The organism is Pseudomonas iridis (assembly GCF_017980685.1).
GTDB classification, from domain to species: domain Bacteria; phylum Pseudomonadota; class Gammaproteobacteria; order Pseudomonadales; family Pseudomonadaceae; genus Aquipseudomonas; species Aquipseudomonas iridis.
In genome coordinates this window covers 214,729-234,420 of the sequence record NZ_JACXXO010000003.1, presented here as the reverse complement: position 1 = coordinate 234,420, position 19,692 = coordinate 214,729, and the positions used below count along the sequence as shown (strand labels likewise).

The window sequence follows — 19,692 nt, the reverse complement described above, 5'->3', positions numbered from 1 at the left end:
GGGCACGCCCGCTTCCACAGGTTTTGTGTCAGGCCTGTAACGTCAGTTCGCTGCCCAGAAAATATAATCCGCCTGATACTTCACCACTTCCTGCTTGCCCTTGTTATCCGCCGTGCAGGCACTGCCTGGCGCCACGCCACCCTTGAGCGCGACGCGCTGGATGTAGCTGACGCCGGTCATTGCGCCTTTGCCTTCAGCAGGGTTGGCCTTGACCAGTTGATAGGGCAGGTTGCCCGGAGTCGACGGCGCCACGGCCAATTGCGTACCGGTGACTTTCGAACCGTCCTTGGCCTGCCAGGTGGCTGGCGGACCGAAATAGGTGCCGACCTGCTTGCCGCTGCGATCATTGAGCACCGCTTTCGGGCCGACGAAGGTCCACTCGGTCTGCCCGGCAGCGTTGGGCTTGTCGCGGCATTCGTAAGTGATCTCGCCCACCCCGGTGGTTTCCAATGCGATCTTGTGGCCTTCCGGAACTTTGATGGCGTCCGGATAGTTGCTTTGGGCGAAGGTCGTCGAGGTGACGGCGAGCAAACCGGTGAAGCAGATCAGCTGTGTGGTGTTCATCAGTGTCTTTCTCCGAAAAGGGTAAACCGCTGACAGCCGAGGAGGGCTGTTACAGGGACTACCCGTGACGGAGGGGTTTGGATGCAGTGACTGAAAAATATTTTTTAATCACCGCCAGCGCTTTCTTGCGAGGTTTGATTCGCAGCTACGAGTGCATGGGAAAATCGGGCCAAATCGGATACAACAGCTATAAATAGTGCTACATCAGAGGCCTGTCGGGGATTGAGGAGGGGGTATGTATCAGCTCTACGGACATCGCAACTCAGGCGCAGCCGCCATCGAAGCGGCGCTGGAGTTGTGTCAGATCGCTTATCGCTTCATTGATATCGAAGCCAGTACCGAAGCCGCCGAGGATCTGGCGAAGCTCAATCCCCTGAAGCAGATCCCGACCCTGCAATTGCCCGATGGCAGCGTGCTCACCGAGAGCGCGGCGATTCTGATTCATCTGGGCCTGACATTTCCCAAATCGGGTTTGCTGCCGGCCAAGGCGGACGAGCGCGATCAGGCCATTCGCGGTCTGGTCTACATCGTCAGCAATTGCTACGCGGCGATCGGCGTCGTCGACTATCCCGAGCGCTGGCTGGTGATGCCCGACGAAGCGTCGCGGCAGAACCTGATCGCCGGCGCTCGCCAGCGATTGCACTGGAGTTGGGAAGTGTTTGCCGACCAGTTCTCCGCCGAGCTGTACCTGGACGACGAAACACCGGGTGCGCTGGACGTGCTGGCGGCGGTGGTGACGCGCTGGGCGGGCAGCCGCGAGCATCTGCGTCAGACCCGTCCGGGGTTTTATGCGTGGTTGCAGCGCATTGATCGACATCCGGTGCTGGCGCCGGTGTTTGCGCGGCATTGGCCCGTGTGAACACGCGGTAAATCCAATGGTAGGAGTGAGCAGGCTCACTCCTGCAGGGGATCGTGGTGTTTCGGGAGATCACTCCCCGCGAATGTATTGCTCCAGTTGCTTGATCAGTTCGGCTTGTTCGGCAATCGCTTCCTTGACCAGGTCACCAATCGACAGCAAGCCAATCAACTTGCCGTTCTCCACCACGGGCAAGTGGCGCAGGCGCTTGTCCGACATGATGCTAAGGCACGTGTCGACGGTCTGGTGGGTATCAACGGTAATCACGTTCGCCACCATGATGTCGCGAACCGGCGTGCCCACCGATGAGCGGCCATGCAGCACCAGTTTGCGCGCGTAATCGCGCTCGCTGATGATGCCGACCACGTTGTCGTCTTCCACCACCAGCAGGGCACCGACGTTTTTCTCGGCCATCTTCATCAGCGCTTCAAGCACCATGTGATCTGGCTTGATCTGGTGCACTTCCTGGTTTTTCTGATCTTTGAGCTTGAGCAGTTGGGCGACGGTCTTCATGGCGGTTACTCAGGTGTTGTCGTTGTTATCCAAGCATCGTAGACGCTGGCGCGCAGGGCAAGGTGGCAAAGCGGCAGATAGCACGCAAAAAACGTCATTTGGCCGTTTTTTTCCACGCATGGCCGCTTCTTGGCCTGTGCACGTATTGATACAGAAGGGCGCGATGGCGTTTCTGCGTCTTGGATAGACTCGGGCATCTGAATTTCATGGATGAAAATTTCGATGCCTGGCTTGAATTTGAGCAACAAAAATATCGTGCCATCGCTGCCGGATTCTCTGGCTGGCAATGCCACATTCAGCTTCATTGCCGGGAATGTTCCAGACTGGCTATTGAACAGCACTGCACAGGGACGCGTTAAAGCAGGCCACAGTGCCAGACCAGCCTTGGTTTCACTCTGCCTCGTCAGCGCAACGCGACGAGATGAAAAGCGCCCTTGCAGCGAGTTGGACTGCCCGGCAAGCGGTGGACAAAGTCTTCGCGCGGCTGACCGAAGTCGAAGCGTTTGCCCATGGGTTGCTGACCGCTGCGCTGAAAGACCGCTATGACATCACCGTAGACGTCAGCTCGACGTGTCTAAGGCTTTACCGTTCGACCGGGATGACGGGGGGCTTCGAGGTGCGCACCCTGACCCTGCTTGAGTGCTGTCTGCACAATTTCGAATTGAAAGAGACCCGAGCAGAATATTACGACCCGGCGAGCGACTTTATTACCCGACCTTCGGACTCCGGAGAATTCGACGTCGTGCCGATCAAGGCCAGAATGTCCGTCGCGGCTTTTACCGCGTTGTGCCGGGAGCTGGACGCCGGTGCCGCTTATCAGAGATATCTCGAAGACTTTTTCGATCCGGCCAATCCCGTTGCCAGCGCCGTCCTGAAAATAAAGGTCGAGGCTAACGAGAAGAGCACCCTGCGCCTGTGCAATGGGCTGGCGTTGATCAAAGGCGATATTGATCACGACGCTCATCGCCTGGTAGAGAGGTGGGCTGCGGGAGATCGACGGTTATTCTGGAAAGGGCGGGCAGTCCACTGCCATGCATTGACGATGATGGGCGTCGAGTTGCCAGGGATTGTGCTGGTCTGCGCCGATCTTGAGCACAGTTCAACGACTGTTCCGGTCATTGCCTATGTCCCCCATGATCCCGAGCATCCGCTGAAGCAGTACGCGTCTTCGACCCAGTTCGGCGTCGAGCTGACACGACAGCTGCGCTCACCGCAATACCAGCGATTCTTCAGCCGGTTCGTGCCGCATCAGCACCGAGGCCAGTTGTTTTTTCAGCTCAACAATCGGCTATTAAAACTGCAATGGCATGCACCGGTTCCTTCTCAGCAACTGCCGGCCTGGCGCCCAGCGCCTGTTCTGAAACCTGCTCTGCAGATCGGGTATGCGCGAATCAAGGGTGAGTTCTGGTTTCACCAGTTTCAGCAGAAGTTGAACACCTTGTTTGCCGACGCTCGAACGCGGGCAGTCCCCACTGGCGATGAGGACGCCAATTCACGCTGGGCTCGCTGGGACAGCTTCCTCAACGTCGCGCTGACCGTGCTGGAGGTGGGGGCATTTGTCGCCGCGCCGTTTGTACCTGGTCTGGGTGAATTGATGCTTGCGTACACCGCCTACCAGTTGCTGGATGAAACGTTCGAAGGGATCGTCGAGTGGGCTCAAGGACTGCGTACTGAGGCGTTCGAACATGTGCTCGGCGTGGTGGAAAGCCTGATTCAGCTGGGTGCGTTCCTGGTGGGTGGGCAACTGGTGGGGGCGGTGGTCTCGCCCAAGGCGTCGCCCTTGATCGGCCGCATGAAAATTGTCGATATGGCGGATGGTCGCTCGCGGTTATGGGATTCGGATCTGCGGCGCTATTCACAGTCGGTGGACTTGAGTGAATCGGCCCGGCCTGACGCCATGGGCATTTATCGTCAGGCCGATCAGCAGGTATTGCCGCTGGAGGGCGAAACGTTCGTTATTCGCCCGGAGCCCGGATCGGATGATTACCGCATCCAGCATCCGCAGCGCAGCGATGCCTATGCCCCCCGTCTTAGCCACAACGGTGCTGGCGCCTGGGTGCATGAAGCCGAACAACCTCAGGCCTGGCAGGGGAGTCAGTTGATGCGGCGTCTCGGTCATCAGGTCGACGGTTTTTCCGAACAGTCGCTGGAACAGATCCGCATCGTCAGCGGTGTGGATGAGTCGACATTGCGCAAACTGCACGTTGAACGTGAACAGCCGCCCGCGATGCTGGCGGCGACGATCAAGCGTTTTACTGCCGATCAGTTCATTGAAACGTTCATTGCACAGCTTGGCAGTGACGACTTGCAGATCCATGGCAAGGCCGATGTGCGGATGCAACTGCAGTTGCTGACGGGGCACAAACAATGGCCTGAAAAGCTCTCGCTGCGATGGCTCGATGAGCAAGGCAACGTGCTGTGGCAATCGTCATCACTGGCAGGTAAAACGCCGATCAATTTGCAGCTCGACCACGGCACCGTCGCAGACCTGTCCGCCACGCTGTTGTCCCTGTTGAGCGAGCAGGACATCAACGTGTTGCTGGAAGAAGAGTTTGGTCGTGGCGTTATCGCTGCGAACGTACGTGCTGCGAGGCTGCGCGCCTTGATCGTCGAATCGGCAAGGGCGCAAAGAACAGCGTTGGTGGATAGCCACGTCAAATGGCTGGAGGTGCCGACTGCCGTGCCTTCTGCCGAAAGCGTGTTGCTGCGCAATGAGTTTCCCCAGCTGCCGAACGAGCTTGTGAGCAATTTACTGACGGATGTCTTGCCGGCAGAAAAGCAGTTGGCCAGCGAGCAGGGACAATTGTCCTTGCGCTTGAAACAGGCTGCCCGTGAAGCGATGCATGAATGGCGCACGACCCGGGCCTGGGAGGGGCTGTACTTGCCGGCCAATGCCAATCTCGACAGCTACCGATTGGCGCTGCACAGTCTGGGAAAGTTACCGGGCTGGTCGCCGCAGGTCTTGATCGAAATTCGCAACCAATCGTTCGACGGACTGCTGATCGACAGCGTCGGACCGACCTCGGCACCCATTCGCAAAGTACTGCTGCGCACGGTGCAGAACCAGTTCCAGCCCTACGACGCGCAGGGCAATAGTTTGCACGGCGCGGGTGATTTTTATGATGCGGTGTTGCAGGCATTGCCGGATGCCGAACGCGACAGTCTGGGGCTTGGCATCGGTGAAGGTCAGCGCTTGCGCAGCAACCTTCAGCAATCGTCCATAACCCGTGCAGAGCTGCGCGATCTGCTCGACGACTCACCGCTTCGAATCGCCGTCGAAAAAACCCAAAATCCAGGCTACACGTTGATCACTGAACGGCTATTAGGCACGGGCGGTGAGTCGAGTCCGGAGGATCGGTTCAAAAGCCTCTATCCGCGGGCCACGACGGCTAACTTCAATGAGTTTGTGCGAGCATCCGGAACACCTGCCGACGCTTTACGGCTCATCCGGGGGCGGGAATTGGCGTTCAAACATCTGCAGAAAACCCTTGATGACTGGGTGGCCATCGAGCGCGGCGAATTGCTGCCGATGGATCAGCGTTTTCACAAACGGCGTTTCGCCAAGGCACTCAGCCAATGCTGGCAGGCCGCTGAAACGGCGGGAGAGGGCGGCTACACGCTGGATCTGGATTTTCACTGGACCAGTGATTTTCTTGAGTACCTGCCGACGCTTGACGTTGAGTTTGCGCACGTCAGCGAGCTGCAATTTCGTCATGCGCAGTTGCGCATTGATATCAGCCAGTTCCTCGGCTACTTCCCCAAATTGAAGGTCCTGAACCTGAGCGAAAACTCCCTCACCGCATTACCCCGTCGGGTAGGCCATCTGCACGCTTTGGAAACACTGGATCTGGGCAACAACCAACTGACGCTGACGGCCGCAAACGTCACTGAACTCAGCCATCTGACCCGCTTGCAGACCTTGAGGCTGGGCGCGAATCCGATGCTGGCGCGGGCACCGGATGTCAGTGCGATGGCAGACTTGCAAATCCTCGATCTGCACGACACCGGGATTACCGAATGGCCGACAGGCCTGTTCACGGCACCGCGTTCAAGGGCGTTCGATCTGGATCTGCAAGGCAATCCAATCGAACAGGTTCCTCAGGTAGTACCCGGTTCGGAGCAGGCGCGATTGATAGCGCGCACCCGTTTGAGTCGTGAACGTCTGTCCGATCAGGGCCGCGAACAATTTCATGCCTATATGCGCTCGGTGGGCTACGACCCCGCTCGCAGTTATCCGCCGAAGGGCGAGCAGACCAGTGCGCATTGGCTGGAGGGCGTCACGGGCGAGCCGCGTCAGCGCAAGCAAACAGTGTGGGATGAGTTGGAGCACGAGCCTGATTCCCAGGGTTTTTTTGAAGTGCTGGAAAAAGTCGCGGAGTCAGCAGACTACATCGCCGAGGAGGCGCGTCCGGCGCTGACCGAGCGGGTGTGGCGAATGCTGGATGCCGCGACACAGAACACGCAACTGCGTGAAGAATTGTTCCGCATGGCCAGTAATCCTGACTCTTGCGCGGACGCCGGGGCACAGATTTTCAATGAGATGGGGATCAAGGTTCTGATCCATGAAGCCTGGCTGGCGGGCAGCCCCGAGCAGGTCGAGTTCAGTCTGGTGCAATTGGCGCAGGGCAAGTCTCGCCTGGACATGGTTAACGACGTTGCCCGCGCCAACATTCAGACCCGCCTGGAGGCTGGTGAAGCTTTTATTGCACTTGATGAGGACGGTGAATTCACGGGCAGCATTGATGAAGTGGAAGTCTATCTGGCATTTCAGACCGGTCTGGCTGATCGGCTCGAGTTGCCGTGGCAGTCACGGGGAATGTTGTTTCGCAGCATCGCTGAAGTCAGTGAGACGCAGATCGACGAGGCTTATCAAACGGTGTTGTCGCTTGAGGCGGGGGACGGATTGGTCAACCGAATGATCGAACAGCGGTTCTGGCGTAAGTATCTGAAAGGGAGGCATACGCAGGCGTTTAAGCAGAATGCGCAGGTGTACGACGCGAAGGCGGAGGCGTTGCTTGATCGGTATTCGGCAGGCACCGTTTCACAGCAAGTTTATGAGCGCGAACTTGTCGGATTAAACGAGGAACGCAAGGCTTTGCTGAAAGCATTGACCCAAGGCCTATTATCAAAGCAGTCGATAGCTGTATGAAAAAAAAGGCCTGTTTTCCGAAACAGGCCTTTTTTAGTTACTGAAACTTATTTCCACCCGGAAAGAGTTTTCTGTTGGTTTATCCAATGTTCGTGGTCCTGATTTGTGGCTCCCGATAGTACGTCGAAGGGAACAACAGCGTTATCGTAAGTCGCGACCAACTGGCCGGTGCAGTTGTAGCACGCTTCAAATGCCTGTGCGTAGTCAGCTTGCTGCAACTTCTGGGTCACTATCGAGATCTCTTTCGGGTTGGTCGAGCCCGTAAGATGTTGTTGGATATAAAGAGCTGCGTTGGCTGCCTGCACTTCCGCATGAGCTCCTGGAAGCCCGCGACTCATGGGTATTCGGTTATTGCTGGCTTCTATGTGACGCTTCATGCGATCAAGTGTTACATCATGGAGAAGAGGTACTTCATATTCCATTCCTTTGAGGCTTTGAGGCTTTGAGGCTCTGACGATTCCCCGTTGTAGATTTTTACAGCCAGATCCTTGTCCGCCAGCCGGTTGATATAGAGCTTTGCCATGAAGCTTGCAAATTCGTTCAAGTCGTCAACCTGGAAAACCCCAAGTGAAGCGAGTTCGCTTGAGTCCAGATTGTTGTCACTCTGTCTTGTGATATGGAAGCCGTGTTCCTTTTCTGTGAATTCCGCCCTTTCCAGCGAAATATTAAAAAAGTCAGTGACGATAATGTCCTGGTCTGAACTTGTGCCAGGTATCAGAGCTCCCGCATGGGCTACGGCTTGAGTATTCCTGTATTTTTTGGTGAACCGCCTATCAGGGTTTTCAAGTAATCGCCTCTTTTGCTTGGCTGGTCTGGAATCAACAGGTTCGTTTCCTGCACTTATCATACTCGTTGTTCGACTACTGACTCTTTCGTTCAACTTGTCATTCAACCCGAACTCATCAACAAAACTCGTCGGGTTATTCCCCACCATCGCATACAGATTCCACCCATCCACCGCCCCTGCCGGATCGGCGCTGATCCAGCGCTGCAACCACGGTGCGTAATAGCGTCGGCCGTAATAATAGAGGCCGGTGTCATCCAGTTCCTTGCCTGAATAACGAATGGTCTTGTAGCTGACTTCCGTCCTCGAATTGGCGACCAGTGAGGCCGTTCCCCCAAACGGGTAATAGTGTTCATGACTGATCAGGCGTGCATTCTGGTCGAGTTCGATCAGGGTGGAGCTCTGACTGTCTTCAAGGCAATAGCGCAGTTGATTGTTGTTGATTTCGCCTGGGCGGCCACTGAGCCAATGCAGGCAGCGGACGTTGCCGATCAGGCTCGGTAACGTGATGACGTGCAACTCTTCACCTGTTTCGCGAGTGCGGATCTCGATCCCCGGCAGGTAACGCACCTGATGAAAGTGCGTCGTGGTTGAGCCCTGAGTCTCGTGGTGTTTGAAGACTCGGGCGCCGCCGCTGTAGCGATAGGTTTCCTTGTCGGGCAGGGCGGATTCGCGTTCGATCAACGTGACCGATGCCAGTTCATCCAGGACATTCCATTGCAAACCCTGGCCGGGTTGCAAGGCTTGCAGGTTGCCATGAGCGTCGAACTGCGTGGAAAAGTCGGGCGGTGGGTCACCTTCTTTCCAGCGCACGCCACGATTGCTGTTCGGGTCGATGAACATGTGATGGGTGTAGCCAGCGATTGCCCGGGCGTGAACCAGTTTGATCAGGTTACCACCGGTGTCATATTCGTAGGTCTGGGTGTAATTGAGGCGGTTTTTGGGATCGCTCGGTAATGCACGGCCGGGCATGCCGGTCGGGGGCATGACGTCCTGTCCGGTGGCGCGGATCAGGCGATAGAGCGAGTCATAGCTAAAGTCGCGCTGGCCGTCGATAAGCTGGTTGGCAAAGAACACTGGGTCAACGGTGCGATCCAGAAGACCGACAACATTGCCGACCTTGTCGTATTGGTATTCGAGATTTTGCCGCAAGGCCTGGCCGGGCAGACCTGCCTTGATGCCATTCAAGCGACCGTTGGCGCCATCGTATTCCCAATTGCACACCACGCCGTTGCCCAGGATTTGTTCGATTTTCTCGCCTTCGGCGTTGTATCGGGCGTGTTTGAGGATGTCTTTCACAGCATCGTCGCCGCTGATCTTGAGAGTCACCTGCTGGAGTTGCCCGCCGACGTCATAGCGTGAGCATTGCTGATGGCCACTTGCATCCGTCTGGCTCAGTGCTGCGCCGTTGGCCCCGTAGCGCCAACGCGTGGTGTAGACACCGGCATCACGCAGCGTGCGGGTTTCTTCCAGAGGCAGGGCATTGAGGCTGAACGAGCTGTAATCCAGAGAACCTGAGGCATCGACTTTGTGGAGCAATTGGCCGCGCAGGTTTTTCTCGGCATCTGCATCGGCGGCGCCATAGCGCATGGTCTCCATCTCAGGCCCGTCGTTCACTTTGATGCCCTGCAAGCGCAAACGATTGTCGTAGCGGTTGCTCCATCGATTCCCTCGGGCATCCCAACGCCGGACAACTTCCCCGGCCAAACCATGCAAACCCAGGCTCCAGCCAGAATCGACGCTGTTGAGCTGCAGCGATTGGCCTGCCATGTCATGAATGGTCGTCAAATTGGCTTTTGGCGCTGTTGCGAACAGTCGTGGATCCCAATGCTCTATCGCTCTGCCTGCGGCGTCGTGACGTTGCCGGGTGATCAACGACTGTGCGGCCGCCCCTGGCACCTTTCGCAAATAGGCGATCTGACGAACAGGAAGACCCCGGCCGTCGTTCACGCTGACCGACGGGGTGCGGCGATGAACGGAGAGATCCATTTCTCATTTCCTTCGACGCATGGCATCGCATGGAGGCAAAGGCCAATCTAGCAACTCTGGCACGGTGTGTAACCTGTCAACTCTGACAGGTGTCGCACCGTTGCCAACCATGCTTTGCGCGCCACCCAATGGTCGAATGCCGCGTAGAATGCCCCTCTGTTTCAATTTCTGAGGTCGCAGTGGTGGATTTACAGCAGGGCTTCGTCCTGACCCGGCATTGGCGCGATACCCCCGCCGGCACCGAAGTCGAGTTCTGGCTGGCGACCGATGCCGGGCCGCGCCGTGTGCGTTTGCCGCATCAGCCGTCGGTGGCGTTTATACCTGCCGAGCAGCGTGAAGCGGCCGAACGCCTGCTGCACGACGAAAAAAACGTCGAACTGCGACCTTTGGCCCTGCTGGATTTCGAACATCGTCCGGTGCTGGGCCTGTATTGCCAGCAACACGGCCAGTTGATGCGCCTGGAAACCGCGCTCACCCGCGCCGGCGTCGATGTCTTCGAGGCCGATGTCCGTCCGCCCGAGCGCTACCTGATGGAGCGTTTCATCACCGCCCCGGTGTTGTTCAGTGGCACACCCGACGCTAACGGTATATTGCTCAACGCTCAACTCAAGCCCGACCCCAACTACCGGCCGAAGCTGCGGCTGGTCTCGCTGGACATTGAAACCACCGAAAACGGCGAGTTGTATTCCATTGCGCTGGAAGGCTGCGGCGAGCGTCAGGTCTATATGCTCGGCACGGCGAATGGCGATGACAGCATCGTCGACTTCGACCTTGAATATTGCGATTCACGCACGGTCATCCTGAAGAAGCTCAACGACTGGTTCGCGCTGCACGACCCTGACGCAATCATCGGCTGGAACGTTGTGCAATTCGATTTACGCATTCTTCACGAACACGCACGGCGCCTGGGCGTGCCGCTGAAAATCGGTCGTGGCGGTGAGGAGATGCAGTGGCGTGAGCACGGCAGCCGCAATCATTACTTCGCCTCGGCGGCGGGGCGGTTGATCATCGATGGCATCGAATCCCTGCGTTCGGCGACGTGGAGCTTTCCCTCGTTCAGCCTGGAAAACGTCGCCCAGACCCTGCTCGGTGAAGGCAAGGCCATCGACAATCCGTACCAGCGCATGGACGAGATCAACCGCATGTTCGCCGAGGACAAACCGGCGCTGGCCAAATACAACCTCAAGGACTGCGAACTGGTCACGCGGATCTTCGCCAAGACTGAACTGCTGACATTTTTGCTTGAGCGCGCCAGCGTCACCGGCCTGCCGGCGGATCGCAGCGGCGGCTCTGTAGCGGCGTTCACGCACCTGTATATGCCGCTGATGCATCGCCAGGGGTTTGTTGCGCCGAACCTCGGGACCAATCCGCCGCAGGCCAGCCCCGGCGGGTTTGTCATGGACTCGCAACCGGGCCTCTACGAATCGGTGCTGGTGCTCGACTACAAGAGTCTTTATCCGTCGATCATCCGCACATTCCTGATTGATCCGGTGGGGCTGATCGAAGGCTTGCAGCACCCGGACGATGCGGACTCGGTGCCGGGTTTTCGGGGCGCACGGTTCTCGCGCACCCGGCATTGTCTGCCGTCGATTGTGTCGCGGGTCGCCGAGGGTCGCGAGACCGCCAAACGCGAGCACAACGCGCCGCTGTCGCAAGCCTTGAAAATCATCATGAATGCCTTCTACGGCGTGCTTGGCTCCAGCGGTTGCCGCTTCTTCGATACGCGGCTGGCCTCATCCATCACGCTGCGCGGACACGAAATCATGCTGCGCACGCGCAAGCTGATCGAAGAGCAGGGGCATGCGGTGATCTACGGCGACACCGATTCGACCTTTGTCTGGCTGCGTCGCGCCCATGGTCAGGAGGAGGCGGCGACGATCGGCCATATCCTGGTCAAGCACGTCAACGACTGGTGGCGCGAGCATGTGCGCGAAGAGTACGGGCTGGAAAGTGCGCTCGAATTGCAGTTTGAAATTCACTACAAACGCTTCCTGATGCCGACCATTCGCGGCGCAGAGGAGGGCAGCAAGAAGCGCTATGCCGGTCTGGTAACGCGCGCGGACGGTACAGATGAGATGGTCTATAAAGGCCTGGAAACCGTGCGCACCGATTGGTCGCTCCTGGCCCGGCAGTTCCAGCAGGAGCTGTATGAGCGAATCTTCCAGCGCAAGCCGTATAAGGATTACGTGCGCGATTACGTGCGCAAAACCCTCGCCGGGGAATTCGATGATCGGCTGGTCTATCGCAAGCGCCTGCGTCGCACCCTCGATGATTACGAACGCAACGTGCCGCCCCATGTGCGCGCCGCGCGGCTGGCCGACGAATACAACACGCAGCACGGCCGTCCACGGCAATACCAGAATGGCGGCTGGATCAGCTACGTCATCACCCTGGCCGGTCCGGAACCGCTGGAAGTGCGACGTTCAACCATCGATTACGACCACTACATCACCCGGCAGCTGCAACCGGTGGCGGACGCGATCCTGCCCTTCGTCGACGATGATTTTTCAACCCTGATCGGGGGGCAACTGGGCCTCTTTTGAGTCCAGCAGTTGCAGCGTCCATTCGTCCGGGATCCCATGGAAGTAGCGATCGAGGGCTTGATTGAACAGGCTTTCGCCAGCGGAAAACTGGCTGAAGAGCGTCATCGAGGAGTGAAATTTCAAGTCATCGGGATGCCCAAAAATCTCTGTAATGGATCGCTGGCCGGTATTCAGCACAAGCTGCGTGCAGGTGCGCAGTCGTGCGCCGAGCAATGGGTGATCGAGGTAGGCCTGGGTTTCTGCGGCAGACCCGATGGCGAAGCGTCGGGACATTTCACTGCCGCCAAGCCCTGCGAACTGCGGGAAGACAAACCACATCCAGTGGCTGCGTTTGCGACCCGCTCCGAGTTCGCGCTGGACCCGGTCAAATACCGGGTCCTGAGCCTGGACGAATCGTTGCAGGTCAAACGGGTCGTGATGATCAGTGCTTCTCATACGGAACCTCGGCCAGTCGTCAGCTCAGACCATGGCCAGCCGCTGCTTGCGTTGTGGCGCTTGAAACGTCTGGTCCAGCGCCGCCAGATCCCCGGCCTCCAGTTGCAGCTGCGCAGCTTGTGCATTGAGTTGCACATGTTCCGGCCGCACAGCCTTGGGAATCGCAATGACGCCATCCTGACGCAGAATCCACGCCAGCGACACCTGCGCCGGGGTGACGCCGTGACGAGCGGCAATCTGTTTCAGCACCGGGTTGGCCAGCATCGCGCCGCCCTGACCGATCGGACAGTAAGCCATCAGCGGCAGGCGCTGTTGCTGGCACCACGGCAGCAGGTCGAATTCGACGCCACGCTCTTCAAGGTTGTAGAGCACCTGATTGGTCGCGCAGGCAGGAGACGCCAGTTCTTCGAGGTCATCGACGTCGAAATTCGACACGCCCCAGCGACCAATCTTGCCCTCTTCGCGCAGGCGTTCGAAAGCCTCGACGGTTTCATCCAGCGGATACTGGCCGCGCCAATGCAGCAGATAGAGGTCGATGTAATCGGTATCCAGCCGACGCAGACTGCGTTCGCAAGCTTGCGGGATGCCTTTGCGGCTGGCGTTGTGCGGGTAGACCTTGCTGACCAGAAACACCTGATCGCGCAGACCGGCGATGGCTTCGCCGACCACACTTTCGGCGCCGCCCTCGGCGTACATTTCGGCGCTGTCGATCAGGGTCATGCCCAGTTCGATGCCGCTGCGCAAGGCGGCAACTTCGCGCTTGTGGGCCGAACGATCCTCACCCATACGCCAAGTGCCCTGGCCCATCACCGGGACCTGCACGCCAGCCAATTCGAGGGTACGCATTCAAACCTCCTGCCTGAAAGGGTCAATACCTTAGTGGGCAGCAGGATAGCGCAGGGGTTCCATGAGCTTCATAAAGCAAAAGATCGCAGCCTGCGGCAGCTCCTAAAGGTGGGGTTGGATTCACCGCCATTCAAACGGTGTACCCAAACAACTGCAGGAGCTGCCGCAGGCTGCGATCTGTTGATCTTCAGCTTCTACTTCGCAGAAAACTTCAACACCACGCTATGCGCGTAAGCCTGCCCCGGGTCCAGCCGTGTGCTGGGGAAGTTCGGCTGATTCGGTGAGTCTGGATAATGCTGGGTCTCGAGGGTAAACGCGCCCCAGTGCGGGTAGACCTTGCCACCCTTGCCCTTGACCGTGCCGTCGAGGAAGTTGCTGGTGTAGAACTGCACGCCCGGTTCGCTGGTGAACAGCTGTAGATGCCGGCCGGACTGTGGGTCGCTGACTTCGACGGCCAGTTTGCTCGCATCACCTTTGGTATCCAGCGCCCAGTTGAAATCGAAGCCACCCTGTTTCGGCTCGGCAAATTTCAGTTGCGGATGATCCGCCTTGATGTGCGTGCCGATGGCGGTCGGTTTGCTGAAGTCCATCGGTGTACCGGCCACTGGCGCCAGCTCTCCGGTGGGGATCAGTTTGCCGGTGACCGGCGTGTAATGGCTGGCATGCAAGGTCGCGACTTGCTTGAGGATGTCGCCATTACCGGCGCCGGCGAGGTTGAAGTAGCTGTGGTTGGTCAGGTTCAGCACTGTCGGCTTATCGGTGCTGGCCTTGTAGTCGATGCGCAGTTCGTTGTTGTCGGTGAGGCGATAAGTCACCTCGGTGGTGAGGTTGCCGGGGAAACCCATTTCACCGTCCACCGACAGATAGGTCAGGGTCACGCCGACCGAATCCTTGTCTTTGGTTTCCTGGGCTTTCCAGACCTTTTTATCGAAGCCCTGAGTGCCGCCGTGCAAGGCGTTGGACTTGTCATTCTGCGGCACTTGATAGCGTTTGCCGTCGAGTTCGAAAGCACCTTCTGCCAGACGATTGCCGAAGCGGCCAATGGTCGCGCCGAAGTACGCGGTGCCTTTCTGGTAGCCCTGCACATCGTCGAAGCCGAGCACGACGTCGTCGAACTTGCCGTTCTTGTCCGCCACTTGCAGCGATTGCAGGGTTGCGCCGTACGTGATGACCGTGGCTTGCATGCCATGGCTGTTGCGCAGGATGTATTGCTCGACGGGCGTGCCGTCATTGGTTTTGCCGAAGGCCTTGTGTTCGGCGCTCAGGCCGGCCGCGTTGGCAGAGAGGGTGGCGATCATCAGGGACAGTCCAAGGCCGGAGAGCAGGTGACGGGATTGAATCATGGTTGACCTTCCTTTTTGTTGTTGTTTTGTAGGGGGTGGCAATAGTCATGCTATTTATCGTTCGAGTGAGAATTTATAGCGGATTAAACGTTTATTGCAAAAATAAAGTCGGACTAAATGGATTGCTGTGTCACGCCGAAGGTCGGGAAATAACACCAGCACTGCACTTTTGCGCAATCAGCGGCTCTATCCATGGCCAGGATGCGGTGACTCCCGCCGCACAGGAATGTGCCTGTTCGAGAATTCATGCCGAGAGTGTTTAAGCTGATCACCCGATTTATCCGTCGCCCGTGCCTGTTGCTGGCGTGTTTGTCGTCGCTGCTGGTCAGCGGTTGTAGCCATCAGGACGGTAACGGTTTCATCAACCAGATCCGCGAAGGGCAGCCGCAGGAATTTCTGCAGACCAGCGTCGACCGGATGGCCACGCTGGCGATGCGCGACAACCTTGGCAGTCTTTACCGGTTGATGGGCAAGCTGTACCTGCGCAACCCGGACGAGTTGCGCAAGTCGGGTTTCCTCAACATTCACGCCGCCGTCAAGCAGGTACGACTGGCCATCGAGCAGCAACAACCATTGCCGGTGCTCGGCGGCAGAAAGGACCTCGCGGCGCTCAGCTATGCGATGAGCCCGGAGTTTCGTGGTGACCGCGTCGGCGCGTTCATTTATGCCATCGGCAGCATGCTGGTGACGGCCCATGGCAATCGAACCCAGTTCTACATGACGGACGCGATTGACCCGACGTTCGTGCATAACGCGGCGCGCAACATCGAAAAAGCCACGTGGATTCTGTCGCAGCGTCAGAACAAGGAAGGCCAGCCGCTGTTGTTTTCCAATGAGATCTCGGAGGAGGGCAGCAACCTGAGTTTTGCCGTGGAGTTCGGCAAAATCGTTGCGCGCCTGGATCTGCTGACGCAAATGCTTGATGAACGCTACCGGCGGATCGGGCTCAATTACGCGCAGAGTTTGCTGTTCCTCAACTTCCTCCCGGTGCAATAAATCTGTGGATACGCTGCTGGCCAATAAATGCAGGAGCTGCCGCAGGCTGCGATCTTTTGATTTTGGTTTTTTAGATCAAGATCAAAAGATCGCAGCCTTCGGCAGCTTCTACAGGGGAGATAGTGTTGTCAGCGGGATTGGGTTGATCGGTAGTCGGATAACTTGTATACAATCACTCGCTAATTTTGATCCAAATGGAGCTGCATCCGTCATGACCGACCCCGCAAGCGCCGATTTCAGCCGTGTCGACCACGCGACCCGCGCCGACAAACTGCCCTATGCCGCGTTGCTGGCCTTCGCCATGACCGGGTTTATCGCCATCCTCACTGAAACCCTGCCGGCCGGATTGCTGCCGCAAATCAGCGCCGGACTGAACGTCAGCGAAGTGCTCGCCGGGCAATTGGTGACGCTGTATGCGCTGGGTTCGATTGTTGCGGCGATTCCGCTGACCGTGGCCACCCGTGGCTGGCCACGGCGCCGGGTGCTGTTGATGACGGTTGGCGGGTTTCTGCTGTTCAACACCATCACCACGTTCTCCAGTCATTACGGCCTGACGCTGGCCTCGCGCTTTCTCGCCGGTATGGCGGCTGGGCTGTCGTGGGGAATCATGGCCGGCTACGCCCGCGGGATTGTGCCGGTGCATCAGCAGGGGCGAGCCCTGGCGATTGCCATGCTCGGCACACCAGTGGCGCTTTCCCTGGGAACACCGGCGGGAACGTGGCTGGGCCATCTGATCGGTTGGCGCGCCTCGTTCGGAATAATGTCGGCACTGGCCCTGGTGCTGGCGGCGTGGATTGTTGTGGCGGTGCCCGATCGTCCGGGGCAGGCCAGTGCCGAGCGTCTGCCATTGATGCAGTCTCTGCGTCTGCCGGGTGTGCGCCCGGTGTTGTTGGTGGTGCTGACGTGGATGCTCGGGCACAACATTCTCTACACCTACATTTCTCCGTTTTTGATGCAGGCCGGACTCGCCGGACGTGTCGATCTGGTGCTGCTGGTGTTTGGCGTGTGTTCGCTGGTGGGAATCTGGATCATCGGCATGCTGGTGGATCGCTGGTTGCGCTGGCTGACCCTGATCAGCCTCGCGGTGTTTGCCGTGACAGCGCTGGTGCTGGCCCTGGCGAATCCGTCGCCATGGGTGATCTACGGCTGCATGGCGGTGTGGGGGTTGTCCTTCGGTGGTTCGGCGACGTTGTTGCTGACGGCAGCGGCGGATTCTGCTGGCGACCATGTCGATGTGGTGCAGGCAATGCTGACGACTTCCTGGAACGTGGCAATCGCCGGAGGCGGGCTGTTTGGCGGCTTACTGCTGGATCGAGCGGGGGCGATGTCGTTTCCGTGGGCGCTGCTGATTCTGTCGCTGATTGCGCTGGCAACCGTGTGGATCAACAGCCATCACAGCTTCAAACCCGGACGACGCCAACACTGATCCCCCTGTAGGAGCTGCCGAAGGCTGCGATCTTTTGATCTTTCTTGTTGCGTTCGTCGTGGAGCACCTGAACGCCGGATTGGGATTGGGATCGGGATTGGGGGTATATCCGTTGCTGCGGGTGTTGCCGCTGGCGGTTTCGCTCTTACAGCGAGTCCCTTTTTCAAACGCCAAAAAGGAACCAAAAGGCTTTGCCCCGGCGTACGGCACTTCGCTTAGGCTCAGTGTTCCCTCGCTACGGTGTCCATCCGGGGGCATCGCCTACGGTTTGCTGCGCTGCACCTCCTTTCGATGAATGCGGCTTCGCCGCACGGCGCTGCGCGCCTGCCCCCCGGATGAACACCTACGCTCGGCCTGCCGAAGGGGCAGAAGATCAAAAGCCAGATCAAGAGCCAAGGCCAGATCAAGAGCCCCTCACCCTAGCCCTCTCCCGGAGGGAGAGGGGACTGATCGCGTTGTTTGGTAGAAGGATGCCGGACTGGGATCCTGAGTCGAATATAAGTTTTCTAACCAACAGAAATCGGCTCCCTCTCCCTCGGGAGAGGGCTGGGGGTGAGGGAAAATCCACCACAAAACCAATGCCGACCGCATCGCTCTCCCACCACTCAACACAATGAGCGTTAGCTCGAGTGCAGCTCTTGATCTTAAAGGCCCGTCGGCAGGCTGAGCGTAGGGGTTCATCCGGGGAAGACATCGAAAGGAGGTGCAGCGAAGCAAACCGGAATCGATGCCCCGGATGGATCCCGGAGCGAAGGAACCCCGAGCCCCAGCGAGTGGGCCGAACGTCAGGGCAAAGCCTTTTGGGTTACCTTTTCGGCGTTTGGAAAAGGTGACCCGCCGTAAGGGCGGAACCCTACTCAGCCATCACCCAAAAAACGGATATTCACACACGCCCCCCAACAACCTGGTCGGCCCACAGGCCGCCAAGACACAAAAAAAGCGCAACCAAAGTTCCCAAAAACCAGAAAGCGCGACCTTCAAAGGATCGCAGCCCTCTGCAGCTTCTACAGGGGGAGTTGGTGATTGGGCATAACGATAGACCGCATCGATATATGTGGTTATAAGAAAAATCGCTATGCTGCGGACCAGATTTTTCTAGTCGTTTTTCTGGACGTCTTAATGGAATTGGCAAATTTCGGCCTGGTGATTGCCGGGCTGGTGGTGGGTTTTATTGTCGGCATGACCGGTGTCGGCGGTGGTTCGTTGATGACGCCGATCCTGCTGTGGTTCGGCATCAACCCGGCAACGGCGGTCGGCACCGATCTGCTGTACGCGGCCATTACCAAATCCAGTGGCGTCATTGTTCACAAGAAGAACAAGAATATCGATTGGGCCATCACCGGTTGGTTGACCCTCGGCAGCGTGCCGGCGGTGGTCATGACCTTGTGGTTTCTCAGCACGCTGCACACCGCGCCGGACGCGATGAACGCCATCATCAAACAAGCCTTGGGCTTTGTGTTGTTTGCCACGGCGTTGGCGATCTTCTTCAAAAAACGCTTGCTGGACTTCGCCCACAAACGCGCTGGCGGCAACTACAACCCGAGCGGTTCGCGGCTGAACGTGATGACGGTGATCACCGGCCTGATCCTTGGCACCATGGTCGCCCTGACCTCGATCGGCGCCGGCGCACTCGGCACCGTGGCCTTGTTCATCCTCTATCCGCTGCTGCCGACCCGCCGCCTGGTCGGCACCGAAATCGCCCACGCCGTACCGCTGACCCTCGTCGCCGGCCTCGGCCATGCGAGCATGGGCAACATGGACTGGAGCGTGCTGGGCTTTTTGCTGATCGGTTCGTTGCCAGGCATCTGGCTTGGCAGCCACCTGACCGGCCGCATCTCCGACGAAGTGCTGCGACCCTGCCTGGCGACGATGCTGGTATTGATCGGCTATAAACTGGCGTTTTGATCGACAACCATGAGCGAAACCACTGTGCACTGCGATGGCCGTATCGCCATCACTGTCGAACCTCGCGAGATGCGCATGAGCCATTGGCTGTATGCGCCGCTGGTGGTTGATCGGCAGCGTCAGCAGGTATTGATGGATCTGAGCGACAGCGTATGGGATTTGATCGGCACAGCGCAGGAGACGGTCAGTGGCATCGACTTGCTACTGCGCAAATACCCTGGCGATCGCGCGTCGGTGACGGTGAGCATTGATCTGGACGGCGGGGTAATCAGACTCGGCGAGCGTTTGATCGAATCCGCACATCTACTGGCGGCACTCGATTCGGCACTGGACTGACGTCGCG

15 protein-coding genes are annotated in these 19,692 nt (G+C 58.2%); 7 read left to right on the top strand and 8 right to left on the bottom strand.

Features of this window, described 5'->3' with window-relative positions:
• Positions 1–42: 42 nt before the first annotated feature.
• On the bottom strand, positions 43–564 hold the full coding sequence (locus IEQ42_RS08640) for a DUF3455 domain-containing protein (RefSeq protein ID WP_042560063.1): 522 nt from the start codon (positions 562–564) through the stop codon (positions 43–45).
• Positions 565–799: 235 nt separating this feature from the next.
• Between IEQ42_RS08640 and IEQ42_RS08635 the strand changes: the two genes are divergently transcribed.
• A complete protein-coding gene (locus IEQ42_RS08635; protein ID WP_210703225.1) occupies positions 800–1,423 on the top strand; it encodes a glutathione S-transferase in 624 nt (207 codons plus the stop codon).
• 69 nt (positions 1,424–1,492) lie between these two features.
• Here the strand turns inward: IEQ42_RS08635 and IEQ42_RS08630 are convergent, their stop codons facing one another.
• Positions 1,493–1,933: a CBS domain-containing protein gene (locus IEQ42_RS08630; RefSeq protein ID WP_042560061.1), complete on the bottom strand. Its 441-nt coding sequence runs from the start codon at positions 1,931–1,933 to the stop codon at positions 1,493–1,495.
• A gap of 5 nt (positions 1,934–1,938) precedes the next feature.
• Positions 1,939–2,238 carry a hypothetical protein gene (locus IEQ42_RS08625; protein ID WP_210703224.1) on the bottom strand — a complete coding sequence of 100 codons (300 nt, stop codon included), beginning with the start codon at positions 2,236–2,238 and terminating at the stop codon, positions 1,939–1,941.
• A gap of 116 nt (positions 2,239–2,354) precedes the next feature.
• On the opposite strand from IEQ42_RS08625, the gene IEQ42_RS08620 reads away from it, so the two are divergent.
• Positions 2,355–7,082 carry an NEL-type E3 ubiquitin ligase domain-containing protein gene (locus IEQ42_RS08620; protein WP_210703223.1) on the top strand — a complete coding sequence of 1,576 codons (4,728 nt, stop codon included), beginning with the start codon at positions 2,355–2,357 and terminating at the stop codon, positions 7,080–7,082.
• A gap of 47 nt (positions 7,083–7,129) precedes the next feature.
• Here IEQ42_RS08620 and IEQ42_RS08615 read toward each other — a convergent pair whose 3' ends face one another.
• A complete protein-coding gene (locus IEQ42_RS08615; RefSeq protein ID WP_210703222.1) occupies positions 7,130–7,504 on the bottom strand; it encodes a YwqJ-related putative deaminase in 375 nt (124 codons plus the stop codon).
• Entirely contained in the window at positions 7,471–9,855 is a 2,385-nt protein-coding gene (locus IEQ42_RS08610; RefSeq protein ID WP_210703221.1) for an RHS repeat domain-containing protein, read from the bottom strand. The genes IEQ42_RS08615 and IEQ42_RS08610 overlap by 34 nt, the downstream gene beginning before the upstream one ends.
• Before the next feature lie 182 nt (positions 9,856–10,037).
• On the opposite strand from IEQ42_RS08610, the gene IEQ42_RS08605 reads away from it, so the two are divergent.
• Positions 10,038–12,398 (top strand): DNA polymerase II, encoded by a 2,361-nt coding sequence (locus tag IEQ42_RS08605; protein WP_210703220.1) that lies wholly within the window; start codon positions 10,038–10,040, stop codon positions 12,396–12,398.
• On the opposite strand, the gene IEQ42_RS08600 is transcribed toward IEQ42_RS08605, so the two are convergent.
• From IEQ42_RS08600 to IEQ42_RS08590, 3 genes are all read right to left on the bottom strand, one after another.
• Positions 12,363–12,833 (bottom strand): DUF1810 domain-containing protein, encoded by a 471-nt coding sequence (locus IEQ42_RS08600; protein WP_210703219.1) that lies wholly within the window; start codon positions 12,831–12,833, stop codon positions 12,363–12,365. The genes IEQ42_RS08605 and IEQ42_RS08600 overlap by 36 nt on opposite strands.
• A gap of 24 nt (positions 12,834–12,857) precedes the next feature.
• On the bottom strand, positions 12,858–13,679 hold the full coding sequence (locus tag IEQ42_RS08595; protein ID WP_210703218.1) for an aldo/keto reductase: 822 nt from the start codon (positions 13,677–13,679) through the stop codon (positions 12,858–12,860).
• Between the two features lie 194 nt (positions 13,680–13,873).
• The gene (locus tag IEQ42_RS08590) at positions 13,874–15,022 is read right to left on the bottom strand and encodes an aldose epimerase family protein (RefSeq protein WP_210703217.1); all 1,149 of its coding nucleotides are present in this window, start codon (positions 15,020–15,022) and stop codon (positions 13,874–13,876) included.
• Between the two features lie 246 nt (positions 15,023–15,268).
• Between IEQ42_RS08590 and IEQ42_RS08585 the strand changes: the two genes are divergently transcribed.
• The 4 genes from IEQ42_RS08585 (at position 15,269) to IEQ42_RS08570 (ending at position 19,685) form a co-directional block, all read left to right on the top strand.
• Entirely contained in the window at positions 15,269–16,018 is a 750-nt protein-coding gene (locus IEQ42_RS08585; RefSeq protein ID WP_210703216.1) for a hypothetical protein, read from the top strand.
• A 211-nt stretch (positions 16,019–16,229) separates the two neighbouring features.
• Positions 16,230–17,444, top strand: a complete 1,215-nt coding sequence (locus IEQ42_RS08580) for an MFS transporter (RefSeq protein ID WP_210703215.1) — start codon at positions 16,230–16,232, stop codon at positions 17,442–17,444.
• Positions 17,445–18,563: 1,119 nt separating this feature from the next.
• Positions 18,564–19,349, top strand: a complete 786-nt coding sequence (locus IEQ42_RS08575) for a sulfite exporter TauE/SafE family protein (protein ID WP_210703214.1) — start codon at positions 18,564–18,566, stop codon at positions 19,347–19,349.
• Between the two features lie 9 nt (positions 19,350–19,358).
• A complete protein-coding gene (locus tag IEQ42_RS08570) occupies positions 19,359–19,685 on the top strand; it encodes a hypothetical protein (protein WP_210703213.1) in 327 nt (108 codons plus the stop codon).
• Positions 19,686–19,692: the final 7 nt, after the last annotated feature.